We start from the raw sequence: 15,173 nt of genomic DNA on the forward strand, positions 1-15,173 counted from the left end.
CCTGATCTGGCATCGCCATTGCAATGCCATACAGTCCTCCGCCCGACCTTGCTTCGCTGTCCCTGCCGGAAATCGCCGCGCTGGTGGCGGCGCGCAAGCTGCCGCCGGTTGATCAGTGGCAACCGCAGGCGGTCAGCGACAGCTTGATGGTAATCAAGGCGGACGGACGCTGGTTCCACGACGGCGGGGAAATCCGCCGTCCGGCAATGGTCCGCGCCTTTGCCAGCCTGCTGTGGCGCGATGGGGAAGGCCGGCACTGGCTGGTCACCCCGTTCGAGAAGCAGGCGATTGCGGTGGAGGACGCCGCCTTCATCGCCACCGATGTGTCAGAGCGTGACGGGGCACTGGCGTTCCGGCTGAACACCGATGAAATCGTGCTGGCCGGGCCGGACAATCCGCTGACCGCGCGCGGCGATCCCGAAACGCCCGCACTCTACCTGCTGGTGCGGCACGGGGTAGAGGCCCGGATCAACCGCAGCACCTGGCTGCAACTGGTCGAACTGGCGGGCGCCGACTTGTGCCTGACCAGCCAGGGCGCGCGGTTTTCGCTGGTGCCTGCGCCATGACGCTGATCCCGCGCCTGCACCGGCTCCATGCCGAAGGCCACGCCCGCCCGGTCCAGCACCGCGACGAAGTGGGCTTTACCGACAGCGAACTGCGCCCCGCCGCCGTACTGGCGGCCATCACGGAACGAGGCGACCGCCCCGGCTTCCTGTTGATCCACCGCCCCAGCAACATGCGCTCTCACCCCGGGCAAGTCGCGTTTCCGGGCGGCAAGATCGATCCCGGCGAAACTCCGGTCGAAGCCGCCCTGCGCGAGGCTTACGAGGAACTGGGCATCCACGAGCGCGACGTGACCGTGATCGGCCCCAGCGACGTCTACCGCACCGGCAGCGGCTATGCGATCACGCCGGTCGTCGCGGTCGTCCCGCCCGACATCAAGCTGAACCCCAGCCCGACCGAAGTGGCCAGGTGGTTCGAAGCCCCGGTCGACTTCGTGTTCGACCCCGCCAACCACACCCACCATGCCGCCTTCTGGCAGGGGCGCGAACGGCGCTATATCGAGATCATGTGGCAGGAACACCGCATCTGGGGCGTCACCGCCGGGATCATCGCCAATCTGGCCCAAAGGATCGACTGGCATGGCTGAGGTGCTTTGCGCCGACTGGATGCAGCGCGATGACCTCGCCGCGCTGGTCGCCGCGCTGGGCGCGGGCAACGCACGCTACGTCGGCGGGGCGGTGCGCGACACGCTGCTGGGCATTGCGGTCAAGGATATCGACATCGCCACCCCGCTGGTCCCCGCCGAAGTGATCGACCGGCTGAAAACGGCGCACATCCGCAGCGTGCCGACCGGCATCGAACACGGCACCGTCACCGCGATCCTGCCCGGCGGGCCGGTGGAAATCACCACGCTGCGCCATGATGTCTCCACCGATGGCCGCCGCGCGACCGTGGCTTTCGCGCAGGACTGGCAGGACGACGCCGCCCGCCGCGATTTCACGATCAACGCGCTTTATGCCGATCCGGCCAGCGGCGAAGTGTTCGACTGGTTCGGCGGGCTGGCCGATCTGGCCGCGCGCCGCCTGCGCTTCATCGGCGATGCCCGTCAGCGCATCCGCGAGGATCACTTGCGGATCCTGCGCTATTTCCGGTTTCAGGCCCGCTTCGGCAGCCAGCCCGCCGATAGCGTCGCTGAACAGGCCTGCACCGACCTTGCCGCCACGCTGAAAGGGCTGTCGCGGGAGCGGGTTGGGATGGAAATGCTCAACCTGCTGGGCCTGCCCGATCCCGCGCCGACCATCGCCCGCATGGCGCAGCTGGACGTACTGCCGGTGGTCCTGCCCGAAGCCGATCCCGCCGCGCTGGCCGCGCTGGTCGCGCAGGAAGCGCGGCAAGCCATCGCCCCCGACGCGATCCGCCGCCTCGCCGCCCTGCTGCCCGCCGATCCCGCCCTGGCCGAAAAAATCGCCAGCCGCTTCCGCCTGTCCGGCACGCAGAAAAAGCGCCTGACACTGGCGGCTGCCCGCTTCCTCCCCGGCACGGGGAGGAAATTGAGGCCCGCGCCCTCGCCTATCGCCTCGGCCGGGAATCTGCGCTGGACCGCTTGCTGCTGACCGGAGCGGATACGGCGCCCTTGCAAGGCTGGGACATCCCGATCTTCAGGCTGAAAGGCGGCGACATCGTCGCACGTGGGGTTGGCGCCGGGCCTGAAGTCGCCCGGATCCTTCGCGCGGTTGAGGCGCAGTGGCTTAACGAAGATTTCCCGGATAGCGCCCGCGTCAATGCAATTCTAACCGATTTACTGGACTAACACGCAATAATCGGTTCCGGCTCAACTCATCGGACCTGAGGCCCGGTCCACCGCCCCAAGCGTTGATCCTTCGGCAGACAGTCCGCAATCAACTCTGCCTACACCACATCAACGGGAAGGACCGATTTAATGAAGTTCAAGCAGACGATCGCAATCGGCGTCACGGCGCTGGCTGGGTGGTCAGTAGCAGCTCAGGCCCAGAGCATTGCGGCAGCGGGCGTTTCGGTAGGTGTCACCGTGTATGGCCCGCAAGGCAACGAAGTGGGCCAGGTCGAACGGATCGACGGGGATATCGTCACCATCAACACGGGCAAGAACGCAGCCGCACTCGGCGGTGCATCCTTCGCCCAGGGCGCGAAGGGCCCGGTGATCGGCTATACCAAGGCCCAGTTGGATGACGCGATTGAAGCTGCCAACCAGCAGGCCAAGGCAAAGCTGGATGCTGCACTGGTCGCCGGAAATGCCCTGCGCGGCGCCGATGGCGTAGGCGTAGGCACGATCAAGACCGTGAACGAAGACGGCACGATCGTCATCGAAGGATCCTCACAAACGTTTTCGCTGAACCGCGACCTGTTCAGCGCCGACGATTCCGGGCCGATGCTGCGGATCACCAGCCAGCAGTTGCAAGAGGCGCTGGCGAAAAGTGCGGCAGCCGCACCCGCGGCCCCGGCCAGCTGACGATCAGAACTTGTTGTCGCGCGGGAAGCCCGTCGGCGGCATCCGCCCCGCCGCCCCGCGCGCGACTTTCCACATCACCACGTCCTTTTCGGTGCGGGTCCGGCCCGTTTCGCCGCCCATGGTCCAGCTGAGGCCGTCTTCCAGCCGCAGCGTGATCGCGTCGGACAGCCCGCCGTCGCGGTAGCGTTGCAGGGTTACGCCCTGCCCCTTGGCCAGCACCGGCATTTCCGACAGCGCGAAGACCACCAGCTTGCGGTTGTCGCCGACCACGGCGATGTGGTCATGCTCCGCCGGGACTTCGCGCACCACGGTCAGCTTCACATCGGGCTTGGTGGTCATCACCCCCCGGCCCTTGCGGGTTTCGGCCAGCAATTCGTCCATTTCAGCCACGAAGCCGCGTCCGATGTTGCTGGCCAGCAGCAGCTGCCCCTTGGGCTTGTAGGGGATCAGCGCGATGATCTGCGCGCTGGCGTCGATATCCAGCATCGTCCGGATCGGTTCACCAAACCCACGTGCGGAGGGCAGCTTGTCGGCCCCCAGCGTATAGAACCGGCCATTGTCGCAGGCGATCAGCAGCTTGTCGGTGGTCTGCGCATGGAGCGCGAAGGCCGGGCCGTCGCCTTCCTTGAACTTGAACTCCTTGCCCTCTGGCTCGTGCCCGCTGGCCCCGCGAATCCAGCCCCTGGCTGACAGGATCACCGTGACCGGCGCCTTTTCGATCATCGCGTCCATGCTGAATTCCACCGTCGGCGCGGCTTCGGCGATGGTCGTGCGGCGGCGGCCCAGCAGGGTGGTTTCAGCGTAGTCCTTGCGCAGATTGGTCAGATCGCGCTTCAGCCGGGTGCGCTGGCGGGCGGGACTGTCGAGCAGCTTTTGCAGTTCCTCCTGCTCGGCCACCAGCTCGTCGAATTCGCGGCGCAGTTCCATTTCCTCCAGCTTGCGCAAGGAGCGCAGCCGCATGTTGAGGATCGCTTCGGCCTGCCGGTCATTCAGCTGGAATTCGGCCATCATCACCGGCTTCGGCTCATCCTCGGTCCGGATGATCTCGATGATCCGGTCGAGGTTGAGGTAGGCGATGATATAGCCCTGGAGCAGTTCCAGCCGCGCGGCGATCTTGTCCAGCCGGTGCTGGCTGCGGCGCAGCAGGATATCGATCTGGGCGATCACCCATTCCTGCAGCAACAGCTTCAGCCCCAGCACGCCGGGGGTGCGGGTGGCATCCAGCACGTTGAGGTTGAGCGAAAACCGGCTTTCCAGATCGGTCAGCTTGTAGAGCGATTCCTTGAGCAGTTCCGGATCGATGTTGCGGCTTTTGGGCACGAACACCAGCCGGATCTGTTCATCGGATTCGTCGCGGATATCCTCAAGGATCGGCAGCTTCTTGTCAGCGATAAGCTGGGCGACCTGCTCGATCAGCTTGCCCTTTTGCAGCATGTAGGGGATCTCGCTGATCACCAGCTGCCACTGCCCGCTGCCCAGCTTTTCGATGCCGGTCGGCTCCCAGCTGCCATCGGCTTCGCGCCCGGTGGAGAACCGCCCGCGCACCCGTATCGCGCCCTTGCCGGTTTCATAGGCATGCGACAGCGCCGCCGGGCTATCCACCACCACGCCGCCGGTCGCGAAGTCCGGGCCGTGGAACACTTCCATCAATTGCGCGTGTTCAACGTGCGGATTGTCGATCAGCAGCAGCGTTGCGTCGATGATCTCGGCCACGTTGTGGCTGGGGATCGATGTCGCCATGCCCACCGCGATCCCGCTGGAACCGTTGGCCAGCAGGTTGGGGAAGATGCCGGGGAAAATCTCCGGCTCTTCCTCTTCACCGTTGTAGGTCGGGATGAAGTTGACGGTGCCTTCGTCCAGCCCGGCCATCAGCTGGATCGCGGTCTTGGTCAGCCGCGCTTCGGTGTAGCGATAGGCGGCGGCGTTATCGCCGTCGATGTTGCCGAAATTGCCCTGCCCGTCGACCAGTGGGTAACGCAGGCTGAAATCCTGCGCGAGCCGGACCATCGCGTCATAAACCGACTGATCGCCATGCGGGTGATACTTGCCGATCACGTCCCCCACCACGCGGGCGGATTTCTTGTAGGCCTGGCTGGGGTCCAGCTTCAGCTGCCGCATCGCCCAGAGCAGGCGGCGGTGGACCGGCTTCAACCCGTCGCGCAGATCGGGCAGCGACCGCGCGGTGATCGTGGAGAGCGCATAGACCAGATACCGCTCGGACAACGCCGCATCGAACGGCGCATCGACGATGGCGTCAAACGGATCGGGTTCGGTGGTGTCTATGGCCATATCGGGAACGCTCTAGCAGGCGCGGAATCGGCGCGCCAAGCGCAAACCCAGCCTTATCCAGAGGGAAAACGCGCGGGACTTCTGTTTGGAAACCTAAGCGGTTAGGCTGCTACCGAGACTCGCGGCGTGGAGAGGCAGGCGAAATGAAGCACTTGATCCGGTTTGCCCTGCCTGCACTGGCGCTCTTGTCGGCCTGTGGCGAGAAGGCCGAGGAGGCTGCTGAGCAGCCAAAGCTCATGTCCTACGATTTGAAAAAGCCCAGCGCAGAAGGGGCAGCCCCACAGAACAAGTTCGGCTTTGCGGAAGCGGTAGAGCGCCCCCAGTTGCTGCGGGACAAGCAAGCGGAAGCACGCAGCGATGCCGGAAAAGCGGCGTCCAATGCGGCGGTTCAGACCGACCCTGCCGCAGCTCCGGTCGCGGCGGCGCGGATTGCCTATGCCTATTCGTTCGGCTTTCGCGTTGCCGCCAACAGCCTGCCGGACCTGCAACGCGGCCACGCCGACTTGTGCAAGAAAATGGGGCCGCAAAGCTGCCGCGTGATGGAAATGAGCCAGTCCGGCGCGGACGAGGACTATGCCTATGGCAAGCTGCTGCTCGAAGTGGCGGCACCACAAGCGCAGGGCTTTGGCGCTCAGCTGGAAAAAATCGCGCAAGGGTTGGACGGCGAACAGATTTCCAGTGCGGTCAGCGGCGAGGACTTGTCCAAGCAGATCGTCGATACCGAGGCCAAATTGCGCGCCCGCGTGCTGCTGCGCGATCGGCTGATGGAACTGCTCGCCACCCGCAAAGGCACCGTGGCCGAACTGATCGAGGCTGAGCGCGGCGTGGCCGAAGTGAACCAGGAAATCGACGAGGCGCAAAGCTGGCTGAAGGAGCTGCAAGGCCGGGTCGAATTCAGCAAGGTCACCATCGAGTATGAAAGCGAAAACCGGTCCGGCAGCAGCTTCCTCAGCCCGATCAAGGCGGTGCTGGGCAGCCTTGGCACGATCTTTGGCGGGGTGATCGCAGGCCTGATCGCCCTCACGGTCGCGCTGGTGCCGATCTCGCTGTTTGTGGTGGGGGTCCGCTGGCTGTGGCGCCGGGTGCGCCGCTTGCTGCAACGCGGCTCGGTAGCGCCTTAACGGCGCTGCATATCCCGGCTTTCCCCCGGAATTCGCACTTCCAGCCCGTCCACCTCCTCGGTCAGCGTGATCTGGCACGACAGCCGGCTGGTGCGGGTAACGCCAGCGGCCAGATCGAGCATATCCTCCTCATCCTCGCTGGCACGGGGCAGCTTGGCGAACCAGTCTGGCGCGATGACCACGTGGCAGGTGGAGCAGGCCATCTGCCCTTCGCAGGTGCCTTCCAGCGGCATATCGGCGTGCTGCGCCACATCGAGCAGGCAATCGCCCGCTGCCCCGCTGACTTCGACCTTGTCGCCCTGCGCCGTGATGAACGTGACTTTGACCATTACACCCCTTGCGAGCGGGCTGCGGCATCCAGTGTGCGGCAAGCCTCGATAAGTTCGTCCCTAGTCGTATAGCGCCCGAAACCCAAGCGGATCGAATTCTTCGCCTGCGCCGCGCTGAGGCCCAATGCCGCCAGCACGTGGCTGGGCCGGCCGGAGCCGCTGGCGCAGGCCGATCCGGCGGAAAAGGCAATCGTCCGGCATTCGCTCATCAACCGGCCAACGTCCAGCCCATCGAGCCGCAAGTTGAGGTTGCCAGGCCAGCGCTGCTCCGCGCTGCCGTTTAGCGTCCAGCGCGCCAGCACATCGCGCGCGGCATCGCGCAGCGTTGCAACATGGGCGGCGTCCGCCTCCATCCGGGCCAGCGACAGCGCCGCCGCCGCCCCGAACCCGGCGCAGAGCGCAGGTGACAGCGTGCCGGAGCGCAGGCCGCCCTCCTGCCCACCGCCGAGGATCACGGGGGACAATTGCACCCCATCGCGGACCCACAGTGCGCCGATCCCTTTTGGTCCATAGAGCTTGTGCGCCGATACCGCGATCAGGTCCGCCCCGGCCGGGGGCGCGATTTTGCCCGCGCCCTGCACCGCATCGCACAGGAACAACGCGCCCGTCGCTTTCGCGCGCTCCGCCAGCCGCCCGGTCGGCTGGATCGTGCCGATCTCGTTGTTGACCTGCATCACGGCGATCAGCTTGGCCTCGGCGGGGAACGGCACTTCCGGATCGATTACGCCGTCCGCACCGACCGGCAGTTCAAAGTCCTCGCCAAACCAGCGCGCCGTATCGCGCACGGCGGCGTGTTCGATCGCGGAGACGGCGGCCGGGCCATACGGCCCGCCCCGGATCGCCAGATTGATCGCCTCGGTCGCGCTGCCGGTAAACACGACCTTGCCGCCCGGCGGGAACAGCGCGGCGACCGAATCGCGCGCCACTTCCACCGCAGCCGCCGCCGCGCGGCCGGGCCGGTGTGCGCTGTGCGGGTTGGCAAAGCCGTCATCCGCCAGCCAGCGCAGCATCGCGTCGCGCGCTTCGGGCGCGAGCGGTGTGGTCGCCTGATAATCGAGATAGGTCACCCGGCCACCTGCTGCCAGGCGGCGATGAAGCGGTCGATCTCGGCCAGGCTCGTCTCGCGCCCGATGCTCACCCGGATGACTTCGTTCGCGCCTTCGATCCCCATCGCGTCCAGCACATGGCTGGTGCGCAGCGAGCCCGAAGAACAGGCGCTGCCCGCCGAAACCGCAATGCCCATGCCATCAAACCGGATCAGCTGGGCGTTGGCCGACTTGCCCGGCATCCGGTAAGCCGCAATGGTCGGCACCCGCGCCGTTCCTTCCGCAATAGACACACCGCCCGCCGCCGCGATCGCCGTATCCAGCCGGTCGCGCAATTCAACCGCATGATCCAGCCAGTCCGCCCCCGCTTCCAGCGCCGCGACCATCGCCAGCACGCCCGGCAGGTTCTCGGTTCCGCCGCGATAGCCACGCTCCTGCCCGCCGGTGGGGCGCAGCAGCGCCCAATCGCGCACCAGCAGCGCGCCCACGCCAATCGGCCCGCCGAACTTGTGGGCTGACAATGCGATCAGATCGGCATCGGGCAGCGCCAGCTTGCCCACGCCCTGGGCGCAATCCGCCAGCAGCAAGCCGCCCGCCCCGCGCACCGCAGCGGCGATGGCCTCCAGCGGCTGCATCACGCCGGTTTCGTTATTGGCCTGCTGGACCGCGACCAGCCCCGGCAGCGCACAGGCCGCCGGATCGACCAGCCCCAGCCCATCGACCGCGATCCGCGCCGCGTCGCCCGCATGGCGTAGCACGGCCTCATGCTCCACCACTGAGACGCCCGCCAGAGGCAGGACGCAGCGGGTGATCGCCAGCGCCAGCGCCTCGCTCGCGCCGCCGGTGAAGATCACTTCACCGTCCCAGCAAAGCGCGGCCTTCAGCCGTGCGCGGGCCTCTTCCAGCGCGGCCCGCGCCGCCCGGCCGGGCTTGTGCGGGCTGGACGGATTGGCCCAGATCGCAAAGCCATGCAGCAACGCGTCGCGCGCTGCGGGCAGCAGCGGCGTGGTGGCAGCGTGGTCCAGATAAAGGGAATCAGGGGTCATGTTCGGAAAAGTTGCTTTTAAGAGACACGTTTCTATATAGCGCCTCTCTCCCGATCATACCCTTATCCGGTCCGGCACGCCGCTTTATCAACGGACGCCGCGGAATTGGCCTTACAAGAGCAGGTGCCAGACTATGCCCGCAGTGATTTTCCCCGGTCCCGAAGGTCGCCTTGAAGGCCGGTTCCAGCCCGCGTCGCGCCCGCGCGCACCCGTGGCGATGATCCTGCACCCGCACCCGCAGGCCGGCGGCACGATGAATGATCGCATCACGCAGGCGCTGTATAAAACGTTCGTTAATCGCGGCTTCGCCACGCTGCGCTTCAACTTTCGCGGCGTCGGCCGCAGCCAGGGCAGCTTTGACAACGGGATCGGCGAGTTGTCCGATGCCGCCGCCGCGCTCGACTGGGTACAGTCGATCCACCCCGAAGCGAGCACGACCTGGATCGGCGGCTACAGCTTTGGCGCGCTGATCGGCATGCAGCTGTTGATGCGCCGCCCGGAAATCCGGGGCTTCATCTCGATCGCGCCGCCCGCCAACATGTATGATTTCAGCTTCCTGGCCCCCTGCCCGGCATCGGGCATCATCGTGCAGGGTGCTTCCGACACGGTGGTCACGCCCAATTCCGTGCAAAAGCTGGTCGACAAGCTGCGCACGCAAAAGCACATCACCATCCACCACGAGGAAATCCCCCGTGCGAACCATTTCTTCGAAAACGAAATGGAAGACCTGATGCGCTCGGTCGACAACTACCTCGATATGCGCCTGTCGCCGGATTGCCCGATCAAGTAGGCTACTGGGGAAGCTGACCCGCCGGGGCAGTCCCGGCGGCGTCTGGCCAGGTCCAGATCGCGACGTTGATCGCTGCCACGAAGGTCAGCACCAGCATCAGCACCGCCTGCTGGCGCGCGCCGCGCCGCCACAGTGACCACGCCAGCACCGGCAGCAGCAGCACTGCCAGCACCAGCAGCGAGAGCACTGCATTCATCACTTGATGAGCTTGCCCGCCATATTCAGAATATCGTCGAGCGCGTTGCCATCGCCGTCCATATCGAGCAGCGAACCGAGGCTGCCAAGCACACCGCCGCCGGTTGCCGTGCCATTCTGGTTGCCGCCCTGATTGTCGCCCAGCACTGCGCCCAGAATCGATCCGATCCCGTCCAGCCCGCCGCTGCCTTGCGCGCCGCTGCCGCCCGCTCGCGCGGAAAAATAGCCCCCGACCAGCATCGCCAGCATTGGCAACATCTGCTTCAGGATTGCCGGGTCGATCCCGGTGCGGCCCGCCGCATCCGCCGCGACCGAGCGGCTGACATCTTTCGAGCCGAAGATCTGGCCCAGCACGCCGTTGCCCCTGGCTACGTCCGTTTCATCAGGGCCAAGCACGCTGGCCGCCAGCGCGCCGCCGCCCAGTCCGCCCAGCATCGTCACGAGTGCCCCAAGCCCGGCTTCGCCGCCGCCTGATGCCTCGGATGTCTTGCGAAAGCCGCCAATGATTGCGGGCACCAGTGCTTCAGTCCCGGCCATCGCCGTTGCCGGGCTGATGCCAAGTTGATTGGCGACGGCGTTGATCCCGCCACTCCGCCGCAGCATATCCAGCACGTCCATATTTGCCATTCCCGGGGGTCCTCGGTGCGACCCGATAACGTCCCTCTATCCGTTGTCCTCTAACGCAACTGCCCCCGCTCGCGCCAGTCCATTCTTTGGTCGGACTTAACCATGTTCTGATTTGACACAGCCCGCGCGGCCACGCAGTTTCGTTGTCATGACAAACACTTCCCTTTCCCGGCGCCAGGCGCTTTCGTTGATCGGCTCAGGAACGGCGGCACTGACGCTGCAGGCATGCGGCGCGGGCCAGCTGGCCGCCCCGCCGCCACTGCGCGATGCCGCTGCCTTGCTCGATTCGCTGGCCTGGGATCTGCTGCAACTCTCGCCCGAAGCCGCCACCTCGCTGGGGATCGACACTGGCGCACACGCCGGCTTGCGCAGCCGGTTGGGCGATCGATCGCAAGCCGGGCAGAACGCCATGGCAGCGCTGCTGCGCAAGGGCCTTGATCAGGTGCAAGCGATCGACCCCGCAGGACTGGACCATGCGGTGCGGATCAGCCTGGCCGTGGTCAAAAGTGCGTTCTCAGTCGCGCTGGACGGCTTTGCGCTGCCCTATGGCGATGTCGCGGTCGGCGGGTGGCGTAACACGCCGTACGTGGTGATCCAGAATGTCGGGGCCTATCTCGATACACCGCGCTTCCTCGATGGCGATCACCCGGTGCGGGAAGCCGCCGACGCAGAGGCTTATCTGGCGCGGCTGGCGGCAATGCCTGCCCAGCTGGACGGCGAACTGGAACGGCTTGTCAGCGCCGGACGGATCGGCGCGATTGCCCCGTCCTTTCTGCTCGACAAGGCGATCCGGCAGCTCGAACGCACCCTGGCCGATGCCCGCAGCGGCGGCGATATCGTGCAATCGCTGGTTCGCCGGACAGCCTCGATCCCCGGCGATTGGGAACGCCGTGCGAAGGACAGCGCAGCGGGGCCGGTCGCCGCCGCGCTGGAACGGCAACTTGCAGAGCTGACCGCCCAGCGCGCCCGCGCCAGCGATGCCGCCGGTCTGTGGGCGCGCCCGCGCGGGGATGAATGGTATGCCTGGGGGCTGCGCGCCAGCACCACCACCCGCCACACCCCCGCTGACGTCCACCGGATGGGTCTGGAACAGCTGGCCGAATTGCAGGCCCGGATGGACCCGATCCTGCGCAAGCTGGGCTACACCAGCGGCACGGTCGGTGAACGGATGACCGCGCTGGGCAACGATCCGCGCTTTGCGTTCAGCAACGACGACAAGGGCCGCGCCGAAATCATTGCGCTGATGCAGGACAAGATCGCCGCGATGCGCACCAAGCTGCCGCAAGCGTTCCGCACGCTGGTCAAGGGCAATCTGGAAATCCGCCGGCTGCCCGTGGCCGAGGAAGCGGGCGCGCCGGGGGCCTATGGCGGGGCCGGGTCAATCGACGGAACGATCCCCGGCAAGATCTGGCTCAATCTGGGCGATACCGGCCGTCACAGCCGCTTCAGCCTGCCGACGCTGGCGTTTCACGAGGGGATTCCCGGTCACGTCTGGCAAGGGGAATATGCCAACCGCCTGCCGCTGATCCGCACGCTGCTGGCCTTCAACGCCTATTCCGAAGGGTGGGCGCTCTATTCCGAAACGCTGGGCGATGAACTGGGCATCTATGCCGACGATCCGGTCGGTCAGCTGGGCTATCTGCAATCCATTGCGTTCCGGGCCTGCCGGATGGTGGTCGACACCGGGCTGCACGCCAAGCGCTGGACGCGCGAACATGCGGTGCAGTGGTTCGCGACGACCAATGGCTCCAGCCTTTCCGATGTCGCGCCGGAAGTGGACCGCTATTGCAGCTGGCCGGGACAGGCCTGCGGCTACAAGATGGGCCACGGCGAGATCCTGGCCCAGCGCGCCCGCGCGCAGCAGACATTGGGCGGCGCCTATGATCTGCGTGATTTCAACGACGCGGTGATTACTGGCGGGAACGTGCCGCTGGATGTGCTCGCCACGAACGTCGATCGCTATATTGCGACGGCTCAACGCTAACCTGTTGGCCCGCCCTGCAAATGTGATAGCCCACCCTATGCAGTTGGTTCAGCGGCTCAATTCCGATTCGCCGCCGACTGTGAGGAGTCGCTTGCCATGTCGATTTTCAGCAAGATCAAGGAAAAAATTTTCGGCAAGAAGGCCGAAGCTGCCCCGGTCGAACAGCCCGCCGCCGCTCCGGTTGCTGCCCCCGTTGCTGCACCCGTGGCAATCAGCGAAGTTGATGTCGAAGCCAACCTTGCCGCCATGGCGGGCGCTGACACGCTCAACTGGCGCACGTCGATTGTCGACCTGATGAAGCTGGTCGGGCTGGACGCCAGCTTTGCAGAGCGCAAGGAACTGGCGCACGAACTCGGCGATACCGACTATTCCGGCACGGCCGAAGAAAACATCGCGCTGCACAAGCACGTGATGAAGGCGCTGGCCCAGAACGGCGGAAAGGTGCCCGCCAGCATGCTGGACTGAGCCAGACCGAAGCCATGCCCAGCATGTCGTTGATCGGGTTTCCGTCACCGTCGCGGTCAAGCATGCCGAGGATGCTGGCCGCTTGCGGATTGTCCTTGAGCAATCCGCTGAGCTGGCCCAGCCCGCCTTCGCCGCCCAGCTGCTGCACGAGCTGGCCGAGCATGCCGACATCCAGTCCGGTGCTGGCAGCGGCGGTTTCAATCGTGTTGCCCGGCTCCGGATGCGCTTTGCCCAGCGCAGCAACGGCCTTTTCCGCCAGTTCCGGGGCAATCCCGAACTGACCGGCAATAGCGGCAATATCAACGTTCCCGGCCATCTGGCCCATGATTCCATCCAACAAACCCATGAATGCGACTCCATTTGCAAAGGAGCCGCCTACATGCCCGCAAAGCACTGGTCTGCATATCGATTTCACGGAAGGCCAAACGCAAACGGCCCCGCCGGATGGCGGGGCCGTCGCTGTTCAACTGAGTGATTGCGGTCAGGCTGCTTTGGGCGCCGCATCCAGCACGCTGGCATCGACATGATCGGCAAACTGGGCGAAGTTCTCGATGAACTTGCCGACCAGATCCTGCGCGGTCTTGTCGTATTCGGCGGCATCGGCCCAGGCCCCGCGCGGATCGAGCAGCTTGCTGTCAACGCCTGCCACTGCGACCGGCACTTCAAAGCCGAAGTTCGGATCGCGGTTGAATTCAGCAGCGTTCAGGCTGCCATCGAGCGCCGCGTTGAGCAGCGCGCGGGTCGCCTTGATCGGCATCCGCTTGATGCCTTCCATCGTGGCCTTGCCGCCCGACCAGCCGGTGTTGACCAGCCAGCACTTCACCCCGCCTTTGGCGATGCGTTCTTTCAGCAGGTTGCCATAGACCGACGGGTGACGCGGCATGAACGGCGCGCCAAAGCAGGTGGAGAACGTCGCTTCGGGTTCGGTCACGCCGATTTCGGTGCCCGCCACGCGCGCGGTGTAGCCCGACAGGAAGTGATACATCGCCTGATCCGGGGTCAGCCGCGCGATCGGCGGCAGCACGCCATAGGCGTCGGCGGTCAGGAAGATCAGGTTGGCCGGAACCGGGCCGAGGTTGTCGGCGCTGGCGTTCGGGATGAAGTCGATCGGATACGAACCGCGACTGTTTTCAGCCAGGCTGTTGTCGTCCAGATCAATCTCGCGGGTGACGGGATCGATCACCACGTTTTCCAGCACCGTCCCGAAGCGCTTGGTGGTGGCGAAGATTTCCGGTTCGGCTTCGGCCGAAAGCCGGATCATCTTGGCATAGCAGCCGCCTTCGAAGTTGAACACGGCGGTATCGGACCAGCCATGTTCATCATCGCCGATCAGGGTGCGGCTGGCGTCGGCCGACAGCGTGGTCTTGCCGGTGCCCGACAGGCCAAAGAACACGGCCGTCTTGCCGTCCGCGCCGATGTTGGCCGAACAGTGCATCGGCATCACGCCCTTGGCCGGCAGCAGATAATTGAGAATGCCGAACACCGACTTCTTCATTTCCCCGGCATAGGCCGTGCCGCCGATCAGGATCAGCTTCTCGGTAAAGTTCACCGCAACCACGGTTTCGCTGCGGCAACCGTGGCGCGCGGGATCGGCGCGGAAGCTGGGCAGGTCGATGATGGTGTATTCAGGCGTGAACGCCGCCTGTTCGGCCGCTGAAGGGCGAACCAGCAGCGTCTTGATAAACAGGTTGTGCCACGCAAATTCGTTGATGACGCGCACATTGACGCGGTTTTCCGGCTGCGAGCCGCCAAACAGGTCCGCCACGTACAGCGTGTTCTTGCTGGCCAGCGCGGCCAGAAAATCAGCCTTGAGCGCAGCAAAATGATCCGGCGTCATTTCGACGTTGGTCTTGCCCCACCACACGGTGTTTTCGGTTTCCGCATCGCGGACGATATACTTGTCTTTCGCGCTGCGGCCGGTGTGCGCGCCGGTTTCGACCACCAGCGGGCCATCCTTCGACAGCACGCCTTCGCCGTTGCGCACTGCATGCTCGACCAGCGGCGCGGTGCCAAGGTTGGCGAAAATCGTCGCGCCGGTGGCAATGCCCTGATTTTCAAGCGGGAAGAAAAGCGAACCGGACAAGGCCATCTCCATGATCATGGGTCGGGCACACCCAGCGCGCGCCCGGTCCTGTGCATAGGTATGCAAAGGAGTCGAGCCGCGCATAGTCGGTTGGAGCGATTCCGTCAAATTGCCCCGGAAATTCGCCAAATATTCGCCAAATATTCGCCTAATCAATCGCTTATCCGAAAGTCCCGCCGCAGCGATTGCCAGCACGATCCCAAGTC

At 65.3% G+C, this 15,173-nt stretch carries 15 protein-coding genes and 1 pseudogene; 9 read left to right on the forward strand and 7 right to left on the reverse strand.

What is annotated here, in order from left to right:
* The first annotated feature begins 23 nt into the window (after positions 1-23).
* The 4 genes and pseudogenes from Q8Q53_RS06945 to Q8Q53_RS06960 all read left to right on the forward strand — a co-directional run bounded on the left by Q8Q53_RS06945 (position 24) and on the right by Q8Q53_RS06960 (position 2,992).
* Positions 24-566: a DUF1285 domain-containing protein gene (locus Q8Q53_RS06945; protein WP_305701032.1), complete on the forward strand. Its 543-nt coding sequence runs from the start codon at positions 24-26 to the stop codon at positions 564-566.
* A complete protein-coding gene (locus Q8Q53_RS06950) occupies positions 563-1,150 on the forward strand; it encodes a CoA pyrophosphatase (protein ID WP_305701033.1) in 588 nt (195 codons plus the stop codon). The genes Q8Q53_RS06945 and Q8Q53_RS06950 overlap by 4 nt, the downstream gene beginning before the upstream one ends.
* Positions 1,143-2,314: pseudogene (locus tag Q8Q53_RS06955) on the forward strand (CCA tRNA nucleotidyltransferase). Before Q8Q53_RS06950 ends, Q8Q53_RS06955 begins: the two are co-directional and overlap by 8 nt.
* Before the next feature lie 129 nt (positions 2,315-2,443).
* Positions 2,444-2,992 (forward strand): hypothetical protein, encoded by a 549-nt coding sequence (locus tag Q8Q53_RS06960; protein WP_305701034.1) that lies wholly within the window; start codon positions 2,444-2,446, stop codon positions 2,990-2,992.
* A 3-nt stretch (positions 2,993-2,995) separates the two neighbouring features.
* On the opposite strand, the gene parC is transcribed toward Q8Q53_RS06960, so the two are convergent.
* Positions 2,996-5,281 carry a DNA topoisomerase IV subunit A gene (gene parC / locus Q8Q53_RS06965; RefSeq protein WP_305701035.1) on the reverse strand — a complete coding sequence of 762 codons (2,286 nt, stop codon included), beginning with the start codon at positions 5,279-5,281 and terminating at the stop codon, positions 2,996-2,998.
* A 143-nt stretch (positions 5,282-5,424) separates the two neighbouring features.
* On the opposite strand from parC, the gene Q8Q53_RS06970 reads away from it, so the two are divergent.
* The gene (locus tag Q8Q53_RS06970) at positions 5,425-6,402 is read left to right on the forward strand and encodes a DUF4349 domain-containing protein (RefSeq protein WP_305701036.1); all 978 of its coding nucleotides are present in this window, start codon (positions 5,425-5,427) and stop codon (positions 6,400-6,402) included.
* On the opposite strand, the gene Q8Q53_RS06975 is transcribed toward Q8Q53_RS06970, so the two are convergent.
* Genes Q8Q53_RS06975 through Q8Q53_RS06985 form a run of 3 tightly spaced genes read right to left on the reverse strand, consistent with a single transcriptional unit; the run spans position 6,399 to position 8,823 of the window.
* Positions 6,399-6,731: a 2Fe-2S iron-sulfur cluster-binding protein gene (locus Q8Q53_RS06975; protein ID WP_305701037.1), complete on the reverse strand. Its 333-nt coding sequence runs from the start codon at positions 6,729-6,731 to the stop codon at positions 6,399-6,401. The genes Q8Q53_RS06970 and Q8Q53_RS06975 overlap by 4 nt on opposite strands.
* Positions 6,731-7,798 carry a cysteine desulfurase family protein gene (locus Q8Q53_RS06980; RefSeq protein ID WP_305701038.1) on the reverse strand — a complete coding sequence of 356 codons (1,068 nt, stop codon included), beginning with the start codon at positions 7,796-7,798 and terminating at the stop codon, positions 6,731-6,733. The genes Q8Q53_RS06975 and Q8Q53_RS06980 overlap by 1 nt, the downstream gene beginning before the upstream one ends.
* Positions 7,795-8,823, reverse strand: coding sequence for a cysteine desulfurase family protein (locus Q8Q53_RS06985; protein ID WP_305701039.1), 1,029 nt, complete (start codon positions 8,821-8,823; stop codon positions 7,795-7,797). Before Q8Q53_RS06985 ends, Q8Q53_RS06980 begins: the two co-directional genes overlap by 4 nt.
* A gap of 133 nt (positions 8,824-8,956) precedes the next feature.
* Here Q8Q53_RS06985 and Q8Q53_RS06990 point away from each other — a divergent pair, with 133 nt between their 5' ends.
* Positions 8,957-9,613 (forward strand): alpha/beta hydrolase, encoded by a 657-nt coding sequence (locus Q8Q53_RS06990; RefSeq protein WP_305701040.1) that lies wholly within the window; start codon positions 8,957-8,959, stop codon positions 9,611-9,613.
* Position 9,614: 1 nt separating this feature from the next.
* On the opposite strand, the gene Q8Q53_RS06995 is transcribed toward Q8Q53_RS06990, so the two are convergent.
* Both Q8Q53_RS06995 and Q8Q53_RS07000 read right to left on the reverse strand, forming a co-directional pair.
* Positions 9,615-9,809, reverse strand: a complete 195-nt coding sequence (locus tag Q8Q53_RS06995) for a hypothetical protein (RefSeq protein ID WP_305701041.1) — start codon at positions 9,807-9,809, stop codon at positions 9,615-9,617.
* Positions 9,809-10,435 (reverse strand): DUF937 domain-containing protein, encoded by a 627-nt coding sequence (locus tag Q8Q53_RS07000; RefSeq protein ID WP_305701042.1) that lies wholly within the window; start codon positions 10,433-10,435, stop codon positions 9,809-9,811. Before Q8Q53_RS07000 ends, Q8Q53_RS06995 begins: the two co-directional genes overlap by 1 nt.
* A gap of 148 nt (positions 10,436-10,583) precedes the next feature.
* Between Q8Q53_RS07000 and Q8Q53_RS07005 the strand changes: the two genes are divergently transcribed.
* The 3 genes from Q8Q53_RS07005 to Q8Q53_RS07015 all read left to right on the forward strand — a co-directional run bounded on the left by Q8Q53_RS07005 (position 10,584) and on the right by Q8Q53_RS07015 (position 13,359).
* Positions 10,584-12,419, forward strand: coding sequence for a DUF885 family protein (locus tag Q8Q53_RS07005; RefSeq protein WP_305701043.1), 1,836 nt, complete (start codon positions 10,584-10,586; stop codon positions 12,417-12,419).
* A 96-nt stretch (positions 12,420-12,515) separates the two neighbouring features.
* Positions 12,516-12,884 carry a DUF3597 domain-containing protein gene (locus Q8Q53_RS07010; RefSeq protein WP_305701044.1) on the forward strand — a complete coding sequence of 123 codons (369 nt, stop codon included), beginning with the start codon at positions 12,516-12,518 and terminating at the stop codon, positions 12,882-12,884.
* A gap of 82 nt (positions 12,885-12,966) precedes the next feature.
* Positions 12,967-13,359, forward strand: coding sequence for a hypothetical protein (locus tag Q8Q53_RS07015; protein WP_305701045.1), 393 nt, complete (start codon positions 12,967-12,969; stop codon positions 13,357-13,359).
* 6 nt (positions 13,360-13,365) lie between these two features.
* Here Q8Q53_RS07015 and Q8Q53_RS07020 read toward each other — a convergent pair whose 3' ends face one another.
* Positions 13,366-14,967 carry a phosphoenolpyruvate carboxykinase gene (locus tag Q8Q53_RS07020; protein WP_371136526.1) on the reverse strand — a complete coding sequence of 534 codons (1,602 nt, stop codon included), beginning with the start codon at positions 14,965-14,967 and terminating at the stop codon, positions 13,366-13,368.
* Positions 14,968-15,173 lie beyond the last annotated feature (206 nt).

Origin of the sequence: Novosphingobium sp., assembly GCF_030699305.1 — a bacterium.
GTDB lineage: Bacteria > Pseudomonadota > Alphaproteobacteria > Sphingomonadales > Sphingomonadaceae > Novosphingobium.